This window comes from Paenibacillus sp. ALE3, assembly GCF_054113405.1.
This window is the reverse complement of the sequence record NZ_CM134214.1, coordinates 3,889,934-3,912,751: the sequence shown is the minus strand read 5'-3', so window position 1 is coordinate 3,912,751 and position 22,818 is coordinate 3,889,934. Positions and strand designations below refer to the sequence as shown.

Here is a 22,818-nt window from a genome sequence, read left to right as displayed (position 1 = left end):
GCCAGCATGACTTTATAACAGAAAGGTTGCGTTCCATGAGACAGACAGGTTTACCACCCAAACAGGGACTATATGATCCCCAATTCGAAAAAGACGCCTGCGGCATGGGCTTTGTTGCCCACATCAAGGGAAAACCATCGCACGATATTGTAAGTCAGGCTTTGACCATGCTCGTAAACATGGAGCATCGGGGCGGTCAGGGAAGTGAACCAAACTCCGGTGACGGAGCAGGGATCATGATTCAGGTTCCTCATTTGTTTTTTCAAGAGGAAGCAGAGCGATTGGGCTTCAAATTGCCAAAGGCCGGACATTATGGCGTAGGCATGCTTTTTGTATCCAATGATTCAAAAGTTCGTGAGATGCATGAGCAGAAACTCAGAGAAATCATTATGGACGAAGGTCAAAACTGTTTGGGCTTTCGCGATGTTCCAACTTATGACGAAATGCTGGGTAAATCGGCAAAAGCAGCTAAACCAGGTGTGCGTCAGGTGTTCATCGGCCGCAGTAGCGATTTGAAGGAAGAACTAGACTTTGAACGGAAACTGTATGTCATTCGTAAACGTGCAGAGCTTGCTATTCGCTATAACCAAGAGGATATGAATGGTGAGTCGTTCTATATTCCAAGTTTGTCATGTCGCAAGGTTGTATACAAAGGAATGTTGACAACCGAGCAGGTAGGCAAATTTTATCTGGATTTGCAGGATGAGCGAGTGACATCGGCGATTGCGCTGGTCCATTCCCGTTTTAGCACAAATACGTTCCCGAGCTGGGATCGTGCGCATCCTTATCGTTTTATGATTCACAATGGTGAAATTAATACCATGCGTGGCAACGTAAACTGGATGCATGCGCGTCAGACACAGTTTGAAAGTGAAGCGTTTGGTAACGATATCAGGAAGGTAAAACCTGTCATCAACCCAGATGGCTCGGATACAGCCATGTTTGATAATACGCTGGAGTTTCTGTATCTGAGTGGCCGTTCGCTTCCTCATGTAGCTATGATGATGGTGCCTGAGCCTTGGAACAAGCATGAAACCATGGATCCGAAGAAGCGGGCATTTTATGAATATCACAGCACCATGATGGAACCGTGGGACGGACCTGCTGCGATGGCGTTTACAGACGGTATCCAAATCGGGGCGATTCTTGACCGCAACGGCCTGCGTCCTGCACGTTACTATGTGACCAAGGACGATCTGATCGCACTGTCATCTGAGGCGGGTGTATTGGATATTGCTCCTGAAAATGTGCTTTATAAGGATCGTCTCCGTCCAGGGCGTATGCTACTGGTGGATACCCAAGAAGGCCGCATCGTTTCTGATGAAGAGTTAAAGGAACGTATCGCATCCGAAGAACCCTATCAGCAGTGGCTGGATGAGCATTTGATTGATCTGGATGATCTACCTGAAGCACTGGAGCAGCCAGAGCCGAAACATGAAAATGTAAATCAGTTGCAGCTCGCTTTCGGGTATACGTTTGAAGAACTGCGCAAACTTCTGGAGCCGATGGCACTTACAGGTGCGGAACCGATTGGCTCAATGGGGTATGATGCTCCACTGGCGGTATTGTCTGACCGTCCGCAACGTTTGTACAATTACTTTAAACAAATGTTTGCCCAAGTTACCAACCCGCCGATTGACGCCATTCGTGAAGAGATAGTGACGTCAACTGCAACGACGATTGGACCAGAGCGTAATTTACTGCACCCAGAACCGGAAAGCTGTCGCCAGATTCGATTGGATTCGCCGGTGCTGTCGAATGAAGAGTTTGCCAAAATTCGTCACGTACACCGTCCAGGCTTCAAATCCATGACCATTCCGATCTTCTTTGAAGCAAAAGAAGGTGCTGAGGGCTTATACAAGGCGCTGGAAGGACTGTTTGAGGCAGCTGACCGTGTCATTGACAAAGGTCATAATATTCTGATTCTGTCTGACCGTGGAGTGGATGCGGAAAATGCAGCCATTCCGGCGTTGCTAGCTGTATCCAGCTTGCATCACCATCTGATTAAGCAGGGTACACGCACACGTGTGAGCATTTTGCTGGAATCCGGAGAGCCAAGAGATATTCACCATTATGCGGTGCTTCTGGGCTACGGTGTGAGTGCGGTTAATCCGTATCTGGCGTTTGAAACACTGGATGTCATGATTCAACAAGGCTTGCTGCGCGGCATCTCGCACGAAAAGGCAGTTAAAAATTATATTAAAGCGGCAACCAAGGGCGTCGTTAAAATATTGTCCAAAATGGGTATTTCCACGATTCAGTCGTACCGTGGAGCGCAAATTTTCGAGGCTGTAGGTTTGAAGCAGGAGTTTGTTGATCGTTATTTCACCTGGACACCTTCCCGCATTGGCGGTATTGGTCTGGAGGAAGTGACGATGGAAGCGCTGGCCCACCATAACCGTGCTTTCACTGATAAGGACGGCAATGATAAGGTGCTCGATTCGGGCGGTGAATACCAATGGCGCAACGATGGAGAAGAGCATTTGTTTAACCCGCAAACGGTGCATTTGCTCCAGCAATCGGTTCGCTCGGGAGACTACGAGCTTTACAAGAAGTACACCAAGCTGGTACAGGGTGAATCTGAACAACATTTGACGATTCGCTCCATGCTTCAGTTGAAGCCTGCTGGTGAGCCTGTGCCGCTGGATGAAGTGGAATCTGCTGCATCGATTATGCGTCGCTTTAAAACAGGAGCTATGTCTTTCGGCTCCATTAGCCAGGAAGCGCATGAAGATTTGGCGATTGCAATGAATCGAATCGGTGGCAAAAGCAACACGGGCGAGGGCGGGGAGAACCCTGCGCGTTTTACCCCGGATGCTAATGGCGATTCACGTCGCAGTTCGATCAAGCAGGTGGCATCTGGCCGATTTGGTGTAACGTCGAACTACTTGGTGAACGCCGACGAAATTCAGATCAAAATGGCGCAAGGTGCGAAGCCGGGCGAAGGTGGACAACTGCCAGGACGCAAGGTGTATCCTTGGGTCGCCGAGGTACGCGGTTCCACGCCAGGAGTAGGCCTGATTTCGCCACCACCGCATCACGATATTTATTCTATCGAGGATTTGGCAGAGCTCATCTACGATCTCAAAAACGCCAATCCACGTGCTGACATTAACGTAAAGCTGGTATCAGAGGTAGGCGTGGGCACGATTGCTACAGGGGTAGCCAAAGGCCGTGCTGACATTATTCTGGTCAGCGGTTATGACGGTGGTACAGGCGCTTCCCCGCAAGGCTCCATCCGCCATGCGGGTATGCCTTGGGAGCTAGGGCTGGCTGAGACGCATCAGACGCTCATGCTGAACAACCTGCGCGACCGCGTGGTACTGGAGACAGACGGTAAAATGCTGTCTGGACGTGACTTGGTCGTAGCTGCCCTGTTGGGTGCGGAAGAATACGGCTTCTCCACAGCGCCGCTCGTAGCGTTGGGCTGTATTATGATGCGGGTATGCCAAATGGATACCTGTCCGGTGGGTGTGGCTACGCAGAATCCGGAGTTGCGTAAAAATTACATGGGTGATCCAGCCCATGTGGTGAATTTTATGCGTTTCATCGCAGAAGATGTCCGTGAAATTATGGCGGAGCTGGGATTCCGCACAATTCAGGAAATGATCGGCCGTACGGATTGTCTGGATACCGTGAACGCCGATTCGCATTGGAAGAAGAAAGGCGTAGACCTGAGCTTGCTGCTGCATGTTCCTGAGTTGGAAGACGGAAGTGTACGTTACCGCGTGCAGCGCCAAAACCACGGACTGGAAGAAACACTTGATATGCAGAAGCTCGTACCGATGGCTGCGGAAGCACTGGAGAGCGGAACGCCTGTGGAGGGTACCTTGCCTATTACTAACGTGAATCGGGCGGTAGGTACGATTCTGGGCAGCGAGGTTACACGTAAGTATGGGGCGGCAGGTCTGCCTGAGGATACAATTCGCTTTAACTTCATTGGATCGGCAGGGCAGAGCTTCGGAGCCTTTATTCCGAAAGGCATCACGTTGAGCGTCGAAGGCGATAGCAATGACTATGTCGGTAAAGGGCTATCTGGCGGTAAAGTTATTGTAAAGAAATCTCACAAAGCGACCTTTAAGGCTGAAGAGAACATTATTATCGGAAATACAGCCTTGTATGGAGCGACTAGTGGTGAAGCTTATATTAACGGAATCGCAGGCGAGCGCTTTGCTGTTCGGAACTCCGGCGCACGTATTGTTGTTGAGGGCGTTGGTGATCATGGCTGCGAATACATGACGGGCGGACGTGTAGCTGTATTGGGTGGAACCGGACGGAACTTTGGAGCCGGGATGTCCGGAGGTATTGCATACGTCTATGATCCTGAGGGGACGTTCCTGAGCCGTTGTAATCTGGAAATGGTGTTGCTGGAAGATGTGGAAGATCCTGGAGAAGCAGCGGATTTGCGCGGCTTGATCCAGCGCCATGTCACTTACACGGGTAGTGAAGCGGGACAACGTATTTTGGATGAATGGCAGACTGCGATTCAGCAATTTGTACGGGTGATTCCAAAGGATTACAAGCGTATGGTTGAACAGATTCAAAAAGAAGAGGCGACCGGTTTGAGCGGGGATGAAGCTCTACTGGCAGCATTTGAAGCCAATATGCGTGAATTGGCGCGTACCGGGGGCTAAAAAGCAGATCGCCAAATTCACTAAAAGGACTTGCTGAATACCGCTGTTATAGTCACGGCGGTACCAGCAAGTCCTTTTTTCAGGCTAACAAAAATGTGATTTATTACCTTGACAAACGTCATAAATTCTGACATTACCCCCAAAATGTTTTCCTGAAACGGTAAATATGTTATAAAAAGTACCAAATTTTTTGGAATGTAACCGTTTACGTAAGAGTTTATGTCTTGTTATTTATTTTTGGATTGGTTATGATTTTTTTAGAGTACGCAAACAAACCTAATATGCCCATCGTCCCTTCAAAACACAGAATAGGGTGACAGGATGAAGTTGAAGAAGTCAGCAGAAGACAAAATGATTTTTTTATACCGTTATGTATCATTATCTTTAACATCACTTGTTTTTCTGTTCGAAACATCTAGATTAATGGTATGGCAGAAGCTATTACTGATTGTTTTTCTATTTTTATCCGTTACAGCATTTACTTGGATTTACCGTAAATACAGACTTCATGATATGGTATTGAAATGCAGTATTGCGCTAGAAACCGCAGGGATCATTTTGCTGTTATTCCCAACCGGAGGGATAAATAGCCCGTTCAAATGGTATGTGATTACTCCCATGCTGGTAGCTTGTGCTCATCTATCCATGAGGTACAGCTGGACGCTCCTACTTTCTTATATCGGTTTGGTGCTCACATTTTGTTATATCTTTTTTACACCAGGTCAATATTTTTTGTGGGATCTTATATTGCAGAACATTAATCTGTTTCTGGTATTGATCGTAACCACAATGGCAATGCAGGTTATTCGCGTCATGAAGGACGAACTGAAGGTGGCTAAAGAACAAGCCAATGAGACGATGGATCATATCAAGTCGATTTATCACATCATGGAGACGACCAGCCATAATGAGGCATTAAATCTGGGTCAGGTCATCTCGGATTACACTGTCAAGCTAACCAAGCAGAGCCGTGCATTTTTCTGGCTGGATAGTCAGGAGGAAGATGCACCGGCAAGCAGCCAGACAGGCTGGACGGTAGAAGAAGAGGAGCAGCTATTCGAAGAACTGGAGAATTACCGGGAGGAGTTCAGGGAAGAGCGCGAACCATTTTTCAGACATCTGCCGGAATGGGGCGACTTTCTCATGATCACCGTACCGATGACGACCCGCTTTGTAGCGACGATTGGCCTCAAGCTGGGACCGGATCAGAGTTTGACAGGAAGACGCTGGCTTGTGCAACAACTGATATTCTTAGCTGAGCTGAGTGCTGTGTTTTTGGAACGCTATGAGCTGGAGCGTATTGAGAATCAGTTGATTGTGACGAATGAGCAGAACCGGATTGCAAATGAAATGCATGACAATGTTTCACAAAGTCTTTTTGGTATTGTGTACGCAACCCATTCTCTCCGGCAGACTTGGTGCCATCAGCCTAAGGAGCAGGTGGAGGAGCAAATTGATTTAATTCAGCAATCGGCCAATCAAGCGGTTAGAGAGCTGAAGGGGGCAATTCATAGCCTAAGCTCGAAAAAAAGCGGAGGCTCAACTTGGTTGGGTACGGTGAAAAGCCATCTGCATACACTCTCCAAGCTGAACCATGTACAAATTGATTTTGATATCCATGGTGATCATTATTCACTTCCGTATTTGTACCAGAAGGCTTTGTTCCGCATCATTTCCGAAGCGGCGGGGAACGCAATCCGTCATGGATTGGCCAAGCGAATTGATGTGAAGTTAAAATTGACGCCCCAAGTGATTAGACTGTCTATTCATGACGACGGAGTAGGGTTTGAGACGGCGAGAATGGTAGCAGGAGGTGAGGCGGTCAGTGCAGGCGGGGGCCTGGGCATGATGAATATGGAATATTTAGCTCAATCGATGGGAGGCGAATTTGATATTTCAAGTCGAATCGGAGAGGGAACACAGATTCGATTGTCCATTCCGGTAAATGCTTATGAATGAGGATTTTATAAAATCCTTGAATACAATGTGTGAACATTCTGCAATACAAAATCTGCGGTAACAATCGGATACATAGGGATTATGCAAATCCTGAACTGTAGACAGGAGGCCGAATCATGAAAATTGTCATTGTCGATGATCATCCTTTAGTACGGAAAGGACTCGCTGCGGTTATATCCATGCAGCCTAATGTTCAGTTCGCGGGAGAGGCCCAGAATCAACAGGAAGCACTTGCAGTGATCGAGGAAACGGATCCAGATTTGGTGCTGCTGGATTTAAAATTAGCTGATGAATCAGGTCTGGATATTATCAAGATAGCGCGCGGACGCGGGTTCAGAAGCAAATTTATTTTGCTGACCTCTTCTGCAACACGTGAAGATTTTCTGAAAGCGGAGGAAGCCTCTGTGGACGGTTATGTGCTTAAGGAGGCTTTGCCTGAGGAATTAATTTACGCGATTCATCTTGTCAACAAAGGACGCAAATATTATGATCCGGCTATTCTCGAAAATAAGCTACGTGAAGATGCGGGCAATCTCACGGACGACCTGACACCAAAGGAAAAAGAAGTGCTGGTCGAGCTGGGGCAAGGGGCTTGCAATCGTGAAATAGCATCCCGTTTATTTATCAGTGAGTTCACCGTCAAAAAGCATGTCAGTCAGATCTTGGCCAAGCTGCGACTGGCAGATCGTACGCAGGCAGCATTATATGCCAATGCGATTGGTCTAGCGAAGTACGAGCCAACCAATATGATGATGCGCTAACCCCATAAGCTACGCAGTAGTTTCATATGCAAGTGGCATAAAAAAATCCTCAAAATCACCAACTTTGGTGGTTTTGAGGATTTTTTCATTTCTATTTACCATAATCGACAAAGTATGGTACAAAAGTATACCATGCCGTGTCCAAAAGTATACATCCCCCTTCCTCTGTAGTGAGGGAGAAAGTGCCGTTCGGTTCCATGTCGTCTATACAACGGATTGTTACAATTAGATCATACTTAAAATAAGAAGAGAAATTGTGTGGGAGGGAGGATTTTTGTGGAGAAAACCATTTTGGATTATCTAGTTCTAATCAAAAAAAGATTGTGGCTGATTGCGATTTTTGTCATTCTCTCATGCGTAACGACTTACATTGTGAGTGACAATGTCGTAAAGCCAGTCTACTCCGCTTCAAGCCAACTGCTGGTTAATCATATTTCTGCCAAGCAGGGGAGTAACAATCTGAACGACGTCAACACAAGTCTTAATTTGGTGGAAAGCTACAAGCAAATTCTCACTTCGCCTAAAATTATGGACGCTGTGGTAGCGACTCATCCTGAGTTCAATTTGACGTCGCAAAAGTTGGCGGAGAAGCTGCAGATTAAATCCTCGGATAAAAGTCAGGTGATTGGCTTGACGTTTGAGGCGGGGAATTATCCTCAGGCCGCAGCGGTTGTAAACGCAGTAACCCAGAAATTCGTGCAGACGGTTCCTGGATTGATGGAATTAAATAATGTGAAAATTTTAAATGAAGCGGACCCGCAGGCCAATCCTGACCCGATTAATGGGAATCCGCTCATGAATATTGCGATTAGTTTTCTCGTATCGCTGATGATTGCGCTGGGCACGATTGTGTTCCTAGAAAGCATTAACGGCACGCTACGTACGGAAAAAGAAGCGGATGCAGACATCGGCATTCCTGTAATTGCATCGATTCCCGTCATTCGCAAGAAGGACATCGATGGAGTGGCCGGAAATTCCAAAGAACGGGTAGGGGAGCGTAAATATGCTGCGATTGAATGACATGTTGATTACAGAAAGTAATCCATCATCGTATATCTCGGAATCATTTCGATCCCTCCGTACATACATCCGGCAGCAGGTGATCGGGCAAAAGGACCGTGGGACGGTTCTTTTGTTAACCTCGCCGGAAAGCGGAGCGGGAAAAACAACAATGATCGCTAACATCGGAGTTTCCTTTGCTCAAGAAGGCAAGAAGGTGGCTCTGGTGGATTGCAATCTGCATAGACCAGCGCTGCACGAGATATTCGGTATGGAGAATGCCGGAGGTCTATCGGCTTATTTGCGCGGTGGGGCTTCTTCCAAATCTATCGTTAGGCATGGTGGACTGGAGCTATCGGTTGTTCCTGGTGGGGACAGTCTGTATAACGCAGCAGATTTACTCGGTAGCGAACGTATGGCAGAGCTGATGGAAGAGCTTAAACGTGAATATGACATCATCTTACTTGATTCGGCGCCAGCGCTGAATTATACGGATGCTCGCCTGATTGCAGGCTTGACGGATGGTGTGATTCTCGTTGCCAAGCATGGCCGGACCAAACGGGAAGATCTACGCAAAACAAAGCAACTCATGGAGCAGGCTAGCGCGACGCTGGTTGGAATTGTGATGAATCAGGTGAAGTAAGCAACACCAAATTCGATGAAGCAAGGAGAATGAGTGCGATGATGAAAAAAGTGAAAAAGGCCATTATTCCAGCAGCAGGATTGGGAACGCGCTTCCTCCCTGCTACCAAAGCAATGCCTAAGGAAATGCTTCCGATTATCAATAAGCCTACGATTCAATATATCGTGGAAGAAGCGATTGCTTCTGGTATCGAGGACATTATTATCGTTACGGGTAAAGGTAAACGTGCCATTGAGGACCACTTTGACAACGCATTTGAGTTGGAATCAAAGCTGCTCGAGGACGGTAAGCTGAAGCTTCTGGAGGAAGTACAGCGTTCTTCGGGAGTGGAAATCCATTACATTCGCCAGAAAGAACCGAAAGGTCTGGGACATGCGGTGTGGTGCGCAAGACGCTTTATCGGGGACGAGCCATTTGGTGTGCTGTTGGGCGACGATATCGTAACAGGTCAAAAACCTTGCCTGCGCCAGCTGATGGATCAATATGAGGAAACACAAAATTCTGTGATTGGCGTTCAGCGGGTACCACAGGAATTCACGAACCGGTATGGCATCATTGAACCGGACCAACAGGACGGACGATTGTACCGAGTGAATAATTTTATTGAAAAACCGGCTCCAGGCACAGCCCCATCCGATCTGGCTATTATGGGTCGTTATGTGTTCTCGCCGAAAATTTTCAAATATCTTGATCTTCAGGAAAAAGGAGCTGGCGGCGAAATTCAGTTGACGGATGCGATCCAAAAGCTGAATCAGAGTGAACGTGTATACGCCTATGACTTTGAAGGCACGCGTTATGACGTAGGTGAACGTCTTGGATATATTTTAACCACTCTTGAATTTGCACTTGCCAGCGATGATTTGAAGTATCCGGTTATGGAGGCCATGAATGAATGGCTGAAAAAGACCGAGAAAGCAACTACAGCGGGTTGAGAGGAGGTACGTCAGCATGAGCATGGAAAATTTACCGGAGGATGGCGAGGCTGTCATGTCAGGTAAAGCGTTTTACATGCCATACGGAAATACACAAATTCAGGATAAAACGTCCTACCTGGTCACAAAACGCCTCCTTGATATGCTGCTGTCTTTCGTGGGCTTAATCGTCTTGCTCCCGCTGTTTGCAGTGGTGGCCATTCTGATTAAGCTCGAGGACCCAAAGGGAAGTGTGTTTTTCAAGCAAACTCGGGTGGGCAAGAATGAGAAGTTATTCGATATGTATAAATTCCGTTCAATGGTGTCCAATGCCGAGGAGCTGAAAAAGGACTTGATGGAGCTGAATGAAGTGAGCGGCGCCATGTTCAAAATTAAAAACGATCCTCGGATCACGAAAATTGGCAGTTTTCTACGCAAGACGAGTATTGATGAGATTCCGCAGCTGTGGAATGTGTTGGTTGGAGATATGACTTTAGTCGGTCCGCGCCCGCCGTTACCCAGCGAGGTTGAGCAATACTCCGATTATGACAAGCAGCGCCTGATTGTAACACCGGGATGTACGGGTTACTGGCAGGTGAGCGCACGTAACAGTGTAGGCTTCGAAGAAATGGTGCAAATGGATTTGAAGTATATTCATGTTCGCAATACGTGGCTCGATCTGAAAATCATCATGAAAACAGGCGTTAAAATGCTGTTCTCCAAGGATGCTTACTGATGGATGCATTTAAGCGATGTCCCGCAGTGTCCGTCGTTATTTGCACCTATAACCGGGCGGACCTGCTGGAGAAAACGTTAATGTCTCTACTGAAGCTGGAAGACCTTGCACTGGCTGAGATCATTGTGGTCGACAACCGATCCACCGATCATACAGCAGCGACGATCAAAAGATTCACCGTTGCGCATGGTCAGCATATTCATCTTCGGTATCATTATGAGCGCGAACAAGGACTGTCTGCCGCTCGTAATGCCGGCATTACGTTATCAAAAGCAGACGTCATTGCTTTTCTGGATGATGATGCAATTCCGTGTGTTACATGGTTGCAAACGATTATGTCGGCCTTTGGGAACAATCCCGAGCTGACGGCTATGGGTGGGAAGATTGATCCTAAGTTTGAGACGGAACGCCCGAACTGGTTGACAGGGCCGCTTGAACTGCCTTACACGATTATTGATCTGGGGGAATCCGTTCGGGAATATCCAGCGGGCCTGAATCCATTTGGAGCGAATATGGCTATGCGCAAAACGGCTTTCGCCGCCGTCATGTTCCCGCTTCACCTGGGCAGAAAGGGAGATATCCTACTATCTGGTGAAGAATCGTGGGTATTCGAGCAAATCCGTAAAAATGGTGGAACGATTATGTATCATCCACACATGGCTGTAGAACATTTTGTTCCGGCTTCACGCTTAACGAGAGAATGGATTATGAATCGCTACTATTGTCAGGGTATGTCTAATGCTGCTCAGGCTGCAGGTCTGCGCGGCAACGCGATACTGATGGCAAAAGTGGCAGCCAAAGTGTTATACATCACGGTGGATTCCCTGCTGGCACGTACTGAGGGCAGGAAGCTGTTGAACCGGTGCAGGCTTGAAAATATCCGTGGAACGCTGGATACACTGCGCAACCGGAAAAGCGAGTCAGCTGCGGGGTGAAAGATTGAACATGAGTAACTATCCTTGGACTTCCAGAATAAACACCATACAGCATGTTTTTATTTTTCTACTAGGCGCTCTTGCTGTAGGAATTGCAGCTACCTATCAACCTGTGGTCAGTATTGCAGCGGTATGCTTACTGCTTTTGTTGGCTGTCTCTATCCATCATCCAGAGCGCATCAGCTATGCAGTTTTGCTAAGCACAGCGGTCTCGGTCGATTCTCTGTATCAGGGTGGCGTGTTCGGCATTGAGATATTGTCATTGTACAAATTGGGCATCTTGGCTCTGCTAGTGCCTTGCATGCTCGTATATGGCATTCGTCTCAAGTTCAGCTATCCAGTCTTGGCATTGGTGATCATGCTGGGGATTACATTTGGATTTTCAGCATGGCTGCCTTTGTTAACGACCTCGATTGCCGTCAAGGCGTTCGTGGGACTATCACTGCCCTTCTTTTTTTTACTGATCCAGTGGAAAAAGGATGTGGCGGAAAAGCATATTCGGTTGATCAGCCTGTTGCCGATTATTAGTGTGGTCATTGGATTAGGCTTGCAGGTTTTAGGGTTGCATTCATTTACGGATGTGGAATTTACGGGCGCAGTCAGAGTACAAGGAGCGAATATACCGCCGCATTTGGCAATGCTCTCCTTTCTCGGAATTGCCGTCTCGCTGATTGAGGTCAAGCGCAAACCTAGGCAAGCTGCCTTTTATTACACGGTGTTGGCACTGAACTTTTTAATCCTGATCGCCACCGGTACACGTGGGCCGATTCTGGCATTGTTATTAATGTTTGCTGTGTATCTGTTTGATATTGCCCGTCAATACCTCAAGGGAAAAGTCAATTATTTGCTACCGCTGGCCGGATCGTTTTTGGTTGCTCTGGGGGCGGTGGCCCTGCAATGGAACAATTTAAAAAAACGCTCCTTCGAACGGGAGACCGACACAGGCATTGACCTATCGGGACGCTCGGAGGCATGGGAATATTTTTTGAACAGAGTACATGATTACCCTTGGTCAGGCAGAGGACTTGGCGCGGTAACGGTTGCGAACGACGGGACGTTATTTAATGGTTTTGTTGTACCGCATAACGAGTATATACGCTTTTATTTTGATACCGGATATATCGGTTGTGGGCTCTTAATGCTTTCATTACTGATCGTGTTCGCTCTTATTTACCGGTCACTTGCCAAGTCTATTAAACCTTATTTTGCAACTTTAATTGCAGGTTTTTTGATCTACTCGTTTTCAGATAATACGTTGTCGACGGTTCAGATGATTATTCCGTTTTGCTGGTATTTGAATGCATTATACCAAACATCTACTCAAACCGATTTTCGCAAAGAGAAGTGATACGATGAGCAGAGTGAACATGTTCGATGTCAACTTTGATAATTACGATTTTAATGATCTACTCGAATTTATAGATACTTCTATTGAGCATCAGCGTCATTCCTACATTTTGACCTGTAATGTCGATCATGTGATCAAGCTCCGCAAGGATGATGAATTCCGTAAGGTATATTCGGATGCCGGAGCTGTAGTGGCTGATGGAATGCCTATCATTTGGGCGTCTAAGTTACTGAAAAAGCCCCTCAAACAAAAGGTGTCAGGCTCCGATTTGTTCACCCGGCTGGGAGAGGCTTTTGAGGATCGAGGCTATCGTTTGTTTTTTCTGGGTGCAGCTGACGGTATTCCTGAGAAGGCTATGCTTAATCTCCAGGAATCCTATCCAAACATGAATGTGGTGGGCTGCTATTCTCCTTCTTATGGCTTTGAGAAAAACGAAGAGGAGAACAGATACATTATCCAGTTACTTCAAGAGGCTCGCCCAGACATCGTTTTTGTAGGTGTAGGAGCACCAAAGCAGGAAAAATGGATTTACAGATATTATGAGACTTACCGCGCTCCAGTTTCGATTGGGGTGGGAGCGACCTTTGATTTCCTGTCGGGGAATGTAAAGAGAGCACCGGAGCTGATGCAGAAGACAGGATTTGAATGGTTTTGGAGGTTGTCTCAGGAGCCTAAACGATTGTGGAAAAGATATTTGATTGAGGATTCCCAGTTCCTCGTTCTGCTGTTTAAAGAGATGTTCAAGCGGAAGCAGATGAAGGGAGGCCAGGGGTGAGAAACATGAGTCGGTTGGCAGATCAGCAGATTTCCTTCTGGCTAGGAAGCCGGCGTGGAATCGGCATGATTGGTATGGGGGTGCTGGCTTGTATGCTGCCACTCGCCATCGGATTTGTCAGCGCCAAGATGAATCCCACCACGAGCCAGCAGGGAGCCATATTGCTGGCGATCGTTTTTCCGGCCTTCCTGCTGGCGATCTTGCAATCACGGTTACTGATTTCTTACACACTGGTGGTGTGGGCAGTAGGCCCGGAAATCCGCCGCATTGCAGATTGGTTGGAGGGAACGTATCACTCGGTTTCCTTGTTGAGCGTGGCGCCGCTGCTGGTAAGCAGCATGCTGATCATTCCTGTGCTGCGGGGTATTCATCTGGCGGAAAAGCCATTAACCCGAATTGCTGTATTTTTCGGCATAGAATTGGCCTACGGAAGTGTGGTCGGGTTATTCAAAAATGGTATTGTTTTTGCTTATGATTTGGCCAATTATGTGGTTCCATTGCTTCTATTGCCTTATCTTGCGATTAAGCCAATGAAAGCAAAGGAGCTGGACCGACTGCTGTATTCATACGCCAACATTGCTGTTCTTGTAGCGATATACGGCATTATTCAGTACTTGACGGTGCCTCCTTGGGATGCATTTTGGATGAATCATGTGGAAATGAATTCCATTGGGATGCCAGAACCGCTTCAAATCAGAGTGTTTTCTTCCATGAACTCGCCCGGCCCATGCGCTATTTTCCTGGCAATGGCACTTGTACCGATGCTGATGGAGAAACGGTGGCGAGGCACTTTGGGATGGATTGGAGTCCTGCTAACAGTTGTTTGTCTTTTGGTCACGCTCGTACGTTCAGCCTGGCTGATTGCATTCGTCATGTTGCTGGCTTACATTCTCAGCTCATCCTCCAAAGGAAAGTGGAAGACTCTGTTTCAACTTGCTATCGTCGGCCTTCTTCTCTACATCATCGTTCCAAAACTTCCGGGGGCAGAAGGTTTGGTGGCTCGCATGCAGACGTTGACAGATATTCAACAGGATCATTCGTACAATGAACGTTTGGATCTACTGCATACAATGCTTCCGGCGATTACTAGCAATCCGGTCGGGCAGGGGATCGGGAGTGTAGGAATCGGAACCAAGCTTGATAACGGCGGCGATCTCGGTGAACTTGGGATTATGGATAATGGATATATTGCCATTTTCCTCACCTTCGGTATTTGCGGAGCATTCTTTTTCTTCGGTGGTCTGATCGTTATCATCAAGCGCCTTCTCGTCCGTATTGCCGAACGGAATTCCAGTCAGCCTTATATCAGACTGGCGTTGGCTACATGGGCCGGAGCTGTAGCCAGTCTCATATCGGATAATGGTTTCCCCGGTATGCGCGGCTATTTGATCTGGATGATGATCGGAATAGGACTATGGGCAAAAGATGTCATCGCGGAAAGAAGGTAAAGGCTGTGCAAAACTTACAAGCATTATCCGCACCTGTCCGGACACTATGGTCCACGGTGATTCGGTTTGCCAAAAGCAAGGATAACAGCTCTGCAGCAGTAAAAACGATGATATTCAGTATGCTGATTCTCGTTGTGAATATGTTGACTGGTGTGCTGACGGCACGATTCTTGGGTCCTACTGGACGCGGAGAACAGACAGCGATGGTGAACTGGTCCCAATTTCTTGCCTTCTGCATGAGCTTCGGTGTTCCATCTGCATTGATTTACAATGCCAAAAGGAAACCTGAGGAAACGGGTAAGCTGTATGGTCTGGCCTTGCTGCTGGCTACGGTGTTCGGGGGGATGGCGACACTCATCGGAGTATTTCTAATTCCTTATTGGCTGCGCTCTTTTTCTTCATCGGTCATACTTTTCGCGCAGTGCTCCATGATGATGTGTCCACTCATAGCGATTTCACAGATCAATAATGCATTGCTTCAAGTTCGCTCGGAATATAAACAGTACAATTTATTTCGGTATCTGGTACCACTTAGTACGCTGCTTGGACTGGCGATTCTGATCCTGACGGGGACGATGAATCCGTACACCTCAGCATTGGCCTACTTACTGCCAGGCTTGCCGATCTATATCGGTGTCACGATACGAATGATTCGGCTGTACAAACCAAAGGTGAAGAACAGCTGGACGCAATTTAAAAATCTCTTTACCTACGGTATGGGTTCATACGGGAATGATCTCATGGGGCAGGTTTCCACTTACATTGACCAGATTTTGATTGCGGGTCTGCTCAGACCCGCTGATCTCGGTTTATATGCGGTAGCGGTCAGCCTGGCCCGGATGGTAAATGTATTTTCAACCTCGATCATTGTCGTGCTGTTTCCCAAAGCCTCCGGACTGGATAAGGAAGAGGCGGTGGCCATAACATTTCGGGCATTTCGAGTGACTTCAACGGCAACCTTTCTGGCTGCGGTGATGTTAATGCTGGTTGCTCCGTTCGTATTCACCTTGTTATATGGTCAAGAGTTTAAACAAGCGCTTACGGTATTCCGGTTTCTGGTGCTTGAGGTTGCTATCAGTGGAGGTACCATGGTGCTGGCACAACAATTTATGGCGTTGGGTAAGCCCAAACTGGTTACCATTCTACAGGGTGTCGGATTGGCGCTCGTCATTCCATTGCTGTCCATACTCGTGCCGAGATATGGATTGACGGGTGCAGGGATAGCAATGCTGTCTTCGGGGATTTTACGGTTCGTTTTCATTTTATGTAATGTTAAGTTCGTTCTGAAAATGAAAATTCCAAGACTGGTTATTTCCAAACAAGATTTTCAATGGCTCCGATCAACGATGTCACACTACATCCGGAAAAAGCCAGTTAACGGTTAGATAAAGAAGGAGGCACCCGCTAATGAACCACATGTCTAGCGTTCCCGCGGACAACCGGATATCCGTAGTTATTATCGCTCAGGATGATGGCATTCGAATTACTGCTGCCATCAAATCCTGCCAGCCCTTTGCGGACGATATCGTCGTCATTGACGGAGGGAGCAAGGACAATACGATTCAGGTAGCTGAATCATTGGGCTGTCGGGTGTTTTCCAACCCATGGCCCGGTTATGCCAAACAGCGCATGTTTGGTGTTGATAAAGCGGAATTTGATTGGATTTTCCTGATTGATACAGACGAAGTAGTGGATGCAGAGTTGCTTGGTGACTTATTGAAAGTAAAGGAAACGCTCCACGATCCGGCCAAAGCCTATTCCGTATTTCGCATTGGCGATTTTCTCGGCAAATGGATGAACAAAGGCGAGTATTTGGTTCGTTTGTACAATCGGCGAATTTATGGCATTACGAATAGTCTTGTTCATGAAATGCCAGATGTAGCCTCTTCTCAGATCATCCATCTGGAGGGCGTGTTATGGCACTATGGATTCCGCAGCATCAGTGATCATATGACCCGTTTTAACAAATATACAGATCTGGAAGCAGAGACGGCATTTAACAAAGGAAGATCCTTTCGAATTACCAGACTGTTGTGGAGGCCCCCCGCCCGCTTTGTACAGAAGTATTTTGTTCAAGGCTTATACCGCAAGGGGTTAGCGGGTTTTGCTGTAGCCGTTTTCTGGGTGATGTATGAGTTTCTCGTCTGTTTCAAGCATTATGAGTTAACCAAGCGGCGAAAAAAGATAGAAGTCGTGGATGGCGGACAGACCGAGCAGAAAGGAGAAACCAGCTATGTCGTACAATAACGGATTTCGTATCGCGGCAACGGGATTGAGCTGGCCGTCCTTACAGCCAGGAGGTCTCAACACATATTTCAAATCCATCTGTGAGCAGCTTACGCTAGAGCGCAATACGCTGGATGCTCTAATTTGTAGTGATGAGCAGCCTCAGGCTGAACGTATTCGTATTCATTCGATTGGCAGCAAGCAGCAATCCATCTGGAAGCGCCGAGAGCTGATGCAAAAATATGCAGCAGAACTGTTCGACAAGCAACCGATCGATGTGCTGTATTCCCATTTTGCTCCTTATAGTGTCGGACCGGCACTGGAGGCGAAAAAAAGAGGAATCCCGGTCGTTACCACCTTCCACGGACCGTGGACGGAGGAAATGAAGATTGAAGGACAGGGAATTAAGCATTTTCTTAAAACGACGTTGGCCAAATCCATTGAAATGAAAGCTTATGGTCTGGCGGATAAATTTATAGTGCTAAGCGAGACTTTTCGGGATATTTTGCACGAGCACTATAAAGTACCACTTAGCAAAATTCATATTATTCCTGGTGCGGCGAATGTAGAAAGGTTTCATCCGGCAGAGGATCAGGAGGCTGTACGTAAGCGGCTGAATTTGCCGCAAAATGCGACGATTGTGCTAACCGTTCGTCGTCTTGTTAATCGCATGGGACTGCTACAGCTACTCGAAGCATGGCGACGAGTAACCGAGCGACACCCTGATCATCTGCTGCTGATTGGTGGAAAGGGTCCCTTGATGGAGGAATTGGCTTCCAAGGTGGCGGAATACAATCTTCATAACCATGTAAGGTTGCTTGGTTATGTGTCGGATGAGGAGCTGCCCCTGTACCATCAAGCCTCGAACTTGTTTGTTGTGCCAACACAGGCACTAGAGGGTTTCGGTCTGATCACAGTTGAGGCGATGGCCTCGGGCCTACCGGTGCTGGCCACTCCTGTAGGCGGCAACAAGGAAATCTTAAGAGGATTCCGTCCTGAGCTATTGTTCCAGGGGACGGACAGTGAAGCTATTGCTGCAGGGTTGCTACGTGTGCTGGATCATCGTGAACTTCTACCGAATGCACGGGAATGCCGGGACCATGTCCTGAGCAGATATACATGGGGACATGTAGCGGAACAGGTAGAAGAGGTGTTCCGACAGGTCCTTGACAGAAAGGCGGCGGCGAAATGATGAGAGTAGCTTATATTGACCATACGGCAAGATGGAGCGGCGGCGAAGTCGCTTTGTATAACATCCTGACGAATATCGGGGAACATATCGACCCGCTCGTTATTTTGGCGGAGGAGGGCGATTTGGCAGATCGGCTTCGGCAGCGTGATATTGATGTGCGTATCGTTCCACTAGATGATTCGATTCGCAATCGGGGACGAAATGCCGTTAATCTGGGTGCACCTGCAGCAGCCTTTCGGTTGCTGGCTTACGGCAGAAAACTTGCGCCATTGCTGCGTGAGGAAAAAGTCGTGTGTGTGCACACAAACTCACTCAAATCTGCACTGTATGGTGCAGTAGCCGCCAAATCGGCGAAGCTGCCGTTGATCTGGCATATCCGTGACCACATCGGTCCACCGTATCTGAAGCCGATTGTAGCCAAAGGGATTCGGCTCATGTCCCGCTTTTTGCCTAACGGTGTGATTGCCAATTCCAAATCCACGCTGAGTGCATTGGAATTACCCCCGGACAAAAAGACGCTCGTCGTCTACTCCGCTTTTGCCAAAGCAATTACGGCTCGTGATACGGCTGCGCATTTGCGTGGCGATGACTCGTTTAACGTCGTATTGGTCGGCAGATTGGCGGAATGGAAGGGACAACATATTTTATTGGAAGCGGCACGTTCTTTTTTACCAGATCAGCGTGTGAAATTCTGGCTGGCTGGAGATGCGTTGTTCGGAGAAGAGGAATACAAACAACGATTGGAATCCACGATGCGCGAATATGGGTTGACCAACGTCAATCTGATGGGACACGTCGATGACATTCAGGGTCTGATGCAGCGCTGTGACCTGCTAATTCATACTTCCATTACACCGGAGCCATTCGGTCAAGTCATTATTGAGGGCATGGCTGCAGGTTTACCAGTGATCGCTTCAAACGAAGGTGGTCCCAAGGAAACGGTGGTACCTAATGAAACCGGGCTGCTCATTGAACCGGGAGACCCGGCCAAGCTGGAAGAAGCCATCCGCTGGATGCTGGAGCATCCACAGGAACGTCAGCAGATGGGTGAGAGAGGGATGGAACGGGTCAAGAAACATTTTGTCATCGAGAACACTGTTAAGGATATAGTTCATTACTATAAGGGTTTGTTGGCAGGAGTCTGACCGACATTCGCGTTAAAGGATGATTCAGATGAAAATAGCGATAGCACATGATTACCTAATCCAAATGGGCGGAGCGGAAAGGGTAGTAGAGGTATTCCATGATATGTATCCGGAGGCTCCCATCTTCACAACGGTGTTCAGCGACGAGCGCCTGTCGCGCAACTTGAAGGATGCGGATATTAGAGCCACTTGGCTACAAAACATCCCAGGAGTGAAGACCAATTTCAAAGGAGTGCTGCCGCTGTATCCCATCGCTATCCGTGATTTTGATTTTAGGGATTTCGACATTGTTTTAAGCTCCAGCAGCGCATTTATGAAAAGCATCCAGGTACCCAAACATACGTTTCACATTTGTTACTGTCACACACCGATGCGGTTTGCCTGGGATTACGATACATATATGGCCCGGCAGTCCAAATCCAACCTGCTCAAAAATATGCTAAAGCTGTACATGAACAGGCTGAAAACATGGGATGCCAAAACTTCTCGCAACGTAGACCAGTTTATCGCCAATTCTTCCGTCGTCAAACGGAGAATTCTGCACTATTACCAACGGGAGGCAGATGTTATTTTCCCTCCTATCAATACATCCCGTTTCAAACGTGCTACAAGCATCGGTGACTATTATTTGATCGTATCCCGATTGGTGTCTTACAAGCGCATTGATCTCGCGATCGAGGCATTCAAACGTAACGGTCTCAAGCTGCGCATCGTTGGCGAAGGACCGGATCGTAAACGACTCGAAGGTATGGCTGCCCCGAACATTGAGTTCCTCGGCAGACTTGAGGACGAAGAGGTTAACAAGTTGATGGCCGAATGTCGGGCGCTTGTCTTTCCGGGGGAAGAGGACTTCGGTATTACGCCTTTGGAGGCGAATGCGGCCGGGCGGCCAGTTATCGCTTTTCAGGGCGGGGGAGCGCTGGATACGATTGTTCCTCAGGTGAACGGCGTATTTTTCCGCAAGCATCAAGTAGACGATGTGCTGGAGGCCGTCGCAAAAGTTGAGCAACATGCATGGAATGTGGACGATATCATTACCCATGCTCGCAAATTTGATGAAGATAACTTCAAGGATCAATTGAAAAAGTATGTAGAACAAGCCTATGTGAACTTTCTAAAAGGAGGATGAACGGAATGAAGCTGGCTGTAATCGGTACTGGATACGTTGGACTCGTCTCGGGTGTGTGTTTTGCGCAAAAAGGTAATGAGGTGATTTGTGTCGATCTGGAGCAGTACAAAATCGACATGTTGAACCGGGCAGAATCTCCGATTTATGAACCGGGTATTGAGGAATTGATCGCGTTGAATCTGGAAGCTGGCCGTTTGGAGTTCACCTCGGATTTGGCCGATGCGGTACGTCGCTCGGATATCGTCATTTTAGCAGTAGGTACGCCTTCACTGGCTAACGGCGAGGCGAATTTGTCCTACATTGAACAGGCGGCCGCCGATGTCGGGAAAGCCATGAACGGGTACAAGATTATTATGACTAAGAGTACCGTACCTGTCGGAACAAACGAAAAGATTAAGGACGTAGTGGCTCGTCATACGAGTTTGTCTTTTGATATTGTATCCGCGCCGGAGTTCCTGAGAGAAGGCTCAGCCATCAATGATACGCTTCATCCAGATCGCGTCATTATTGGTTTGGACAATACAGGTTTGCGTGAAACAATGGTCACTCTGCATCAGGTATTCACGGATAAAATCTATGTGACGGATATCCGCAGTGCTGAAATGATCAAATATGCCTCCAATGCGTTCCTGGCAACTAAAATTTCGTTTATTAACGAGATTGCTAATATTTGTGAAAAGGTTGGCGCGGACGTTACCTGTGTGGCTGAAGGTATGGGCATGGACAAACGGATTGGTTCCTCTTTCCTGCAAGCAGGGATCGGATACGGGGGCTCTTGCTTCCCGAAAGATACGAATGCGCTCATCCAAATTGCGGGTAATGTAGACTATGAATTTAAGTTGTTAAAATCGGTGGTAGAGGTAAATACCGACCAGCGCTTTATGATTGTATCCAAGCTGCGTGAATCGCTGGGTCAGCTAAACGGCGTATCGATTGGCATTTGGGGCCTCGCCTTCAAGCCCAATACAGATGATATCCGCGAAGCTCCAGCACTGGAAATCGTAGAAACGCTCATTCAGGCAGGTGCTATTGTCAAGCTGTATGATCCCATTGCGATGGATAAATTCAAGGAGCGCGTGGATCACCCGAATATTATATGGTGCTCCTCCCCGCAGCAAGCCGCCGAAAGAAGCGATGCTGTGTGCCTGCTGACGGATTGGGAAGAGTTCAAAGAAGTTGATCTCGTGCAATTGGGCTCCATTCTACACAAGCCAGTGCTGATTGATGGTCGCAACGTATTCACCGAGGAACAGATCCAAGGCTCTGGGCTGGAATACTACTCCGTGGGTCGTCCGCGGATGAGTGGATGGAACAGAGATAAAGTGGAAGTTTAAAAAGTGACAGATTAAAAAGTGACTGTGGTGATGTGGGAGGCGCTGAAGGCGCTGCGCGTCCAGATTGTTCTTCCGATTGCTGTTACCCCCGGATTTTCTGGATTGTATAAAACATTCAAAGGTTAAAATCCGGGGATAAAGGCAAACGCTGACGCTTCTTCAGAACAATTCTGCCCGCTCCGCTGCTTTTGCCGCACCAAGTCACGATGTTTAATCTCCCACCTTATGGGATGGGAGTAGAAGGGCGTATCAGAAGGAGCGGCACAGTTGAAGCCGCTCCTTCCGATTAAGACGCCATTGCAGTTGTCGCAGTAATCTTGGCAAGGCGTTACGAAACCTCGATTACTAGAAGCTTGCAAGCCCAGCGGGCAAGCGCCGAAAGCGTGAGATTTTTACAGGCTGACCGGACTTAATAATGTCCGGTCGTGCCTTTTGCACCACAAGGTATGATCGATATGATGCATTTTTGAGTAGCGCAGGAATGGATTTGAATCTGGAGAAGCGATAGCGTTCGCCTTTGGACCGGGATTCAAACCTTGATACGATATTATACAATCGAATGAATCCCGGTCCAACAGCGATCGTAAGATCAAATCCAGCCCGTAGCGGGTCACTCAACCTTGCCCCATTCGATCACCAACCA

At 47.7% G+C, this 22,818-nt stretch carries 18 protein-coding genes; 17 read left to right on the top strand and 1 reads right to left on the bottom strand.

What is annotated here, in order from left to right; translation table 11 throughout:
• Positions 1 to 35 precede the first annotated feature (35 nt).
• From gltB to ACXHJ2_RS17400, 17 genes are all read left to right on the top strand, one after another.
• Positions 36 to 4,634: a glutamate synthase large subunit gene (gene gltB / locus ACXHJ2_RS17480; protein WP_165080430.1), complete on the top strand. Its 4,599-nt coding sequence runs from the start codon at positions 36 to 38 to the stop codon at positions 4,632 to 4,634.
• Between the two features lie 321 nt (positions 4,635 to 4,955).
• The gene (locus ACXHJ2_RS17475; protein ID WP_013369810.1) at positions 4,956 to 6,593 is read left to right on the top strand and encodes a sensor histidine kinase; all 1,638 of its coding nucleotides are present in this window, start codon (positions 4,956 to 4,958) and stop codon (positions 6,591 to 6,593) included.
• 116 nt (positions 6,594 to 6,709) lie between these two features.
• Positions 6,710 to 7,354, top strand: coding sequence for a response regulator (locus ACXHJ2_RS17470; protein WP_013369811.1), 645 nt, complete (start codon positions 6,710 to 6,712; stop codon positions 7,352 to 7,354).
• Between the two features lie 276 nt (positions 7,355 to 7,630).
• On the top strand, positions 7,631 to 8,374 hold the full coding sequence (locus tag ACXHJ2_RS17465; RefSeq protein ID WP_013369812.1) for a YveK family protein: 744 nt from the start codon (positions 7,631 to 7,633) through the stop codon (positions 8,372 to 8,374).
• On the top strand, positions 8,358 to 8,996 hold the full coding sequence (locus ACXHJ2_RS17460) for a CpsD/CapB family tyrosine-protein kinase (protein ID WP_165080432.1): 639 nt from the start codon (positions 8,358 to 8,360) through the stop codon (positions 8,994 to 8,996). The genes ACXHJ2_RS17465 and ACXHJ2_RS17460 overlap by 17 nt, the downstream gene beginning before the upstream one ends.
• Positions 8,997 to 9,037: 41 nt before the next feature.
• Positions 9,038 to 9,928 (top strand): UTP--glucose-1-phosphate uridylyltransferase GalU, encoded by an 891-nt coding sequence (gene galU / locus ACXHJ2_RS17455; RefSeq protein ID WP_025364257.1) that lies wholly within the window; start codon positions 9,038 to 9,040, stop codon positions 9,926 to 9,928.
• A 16-nt stretch (positions 9,929 to 9,944) separates the two neighbouring features.
• Positions 9,945 to 10,643, top strand: coding sequence for a sugar transferase (locus ACXHJ2_RS17450; protein WP_013369815.1), 699 nt, complete (start codon positions 9,945 to 9,947; stop codon positions 10,641 to 10,643).
• Positions 10,643 to 11,578, top strand: coding sequence for a glycosyltransferase (locus tag ACXHJ2_RS17445; RefSeq protein ID WP_165080434.1), 936 nt, complete (start codon positions 10,643 to 10,645; stop codon positions 11,576 to 11,578). The genes ACXHJ2_RS17450 and ACXHJ2_RS17445 overlap by 1 nt, the downstream gene beginning before the upstream one ends.
• A 10-nt stretch (positions 11,579 to 11,588) precedes the next feature.
• Positions 11,589 to 12,926 carry an O-antigen ligase family protein gene (locus ACXHJ2_RS17440; protein WP_165080436.1) on the top strand — a complete coding sequence of 446 codons (1,338 nt, stop codon included), beginning with the start codon at positions 11,589 to 11,591 and terminating at the stop codon, positions 12,924 to 12,926.
• A 4-nt stretch (positions 12,927 to 12,930) separates the two neighbouring features.
• Positions 12,931 to 13,701 carry a WecB/TagA/CpsF family glycosyltransferase gene (locus ACXHJ2_RS17435; RefSeq protein WP_165080438.1) on the top strand — a complete coding sequence of 257 codons (771 nt, stop codon included), beginning with the start codon at positions 12,931 to 12,933 and terminating at the stop codon, positions 13,699 to 13,701.
• 5 nt (positions 13,702 to 13,706) lie between these two features.
• Positions 13,707 to 15,149, top strand: coding sequence for an O-antigen ligase family protein (locus ACXHJ2_RS17430; protein ID WP_013369819.1), 1,443 nt, complete (start codon positions 13,707 to 13,709; stop codon positions 15,147 to 15,149).
• Between the two features lie 5 nt (positions 15,150 to 15,154).
• Positions 15,155 to 16,534 (top strand): lipopolysaccharide biosynthesis protein, encoded by a 1,380-nt coding sequence (locus tag ACXHJ2_RS17425; protein WP_014599533.1) that lies wholly within the window; start codon positions 15,155 to 15,157, stop codon positions 16,532 to 16,534.
• Positions 16,535 to 16,556: 22 nt separating this feature from the next.
• Positions 16,557 to 17,396 (top strand): glycosyltransferase family 2 protein, encoded by an 840-nt coding sequence (locus ACXHJ2_RS17420; protein WP_165080440.1) that lies wholly within the window; start codon positions 16,557 to 16,559, stop codon positions 17,394 to 17,396.
• Positions 17,383 to 18,567 carry a glycosyltransferase family 4 protein gene (locus tag ACXHJ2_RS17415; RefSeq protein ID WP_165080442.1) on the top strand — a complete coding sequence of 395 codons (1,185 nt, stop codon included), beginning with the start codon at positions 17,383 to 17,385 and terminating at the stop codon, positions 18,565 to 18,567. The genes ACXHJ2_RS17420 and ACXHJ2_RS17415 overlap by 14 nt, the downstream gene beginning before the upstream one ends.
• Complete coding sequence (locus ACXHJ2_RS17410) at positions 18,564 to 19,712, top strand: glycosyltransferase family 4 protein (protein WP_165080444.1); 1,149 nt, start codon at positions 18,564 to 18,566, stop codon at positions 19,710 to 19,712. The genes ACXHJ2_RS17415 and ACXHJ2_RS17410 overlap by 4 nt, the downstream gene beginning before the upstream one ends.
• A gap of 28 nt (positions 19,713 to 19,740) precedes the next feature.
• Positions 19,741 to 20,841 (top strand): glycosyltransferase, encoded by a 1,101-nt coding sequence (locus tag ACXHJ2_RS17405; protein WP_165080446.1) that lies wholly within the window; start codon positions 19,741 to 19,743, stop codon positions 20,839 to 20,841.
• 5 nt (positions 20,842 to 20,846) lie between these two features.
• Entirely contained in the window at positions 20,847 to 22,175 is a 1,329-nt protein-coding gene (locus tag ACXHJ2_RS17400) for a UDP-glucose dehydrogenase family protein (RefSeq protein WP_013369825.1), read from the top strand.
• Between the two features lie 345 nt (positions 22,176 to 22,520).
• On the opposite strand, the gene ACXHJ2_RS17395 is transcribed toward ACXHJ2_RS17400, so the two are convergent.
• Positions 22,521 to 22,793, bottom strand: a complete 273-nt coding sequence (locus tag ACXHJ2_RS17395) for a hypothetical protein (RefSeq protein WP_165080448.1) — start codon at positions 22,791 to 22,793, stop codon at positions 22,521 to 22,523.
• Positions 22,794 to 22,818: the final 25 nt, after the last annotated feature.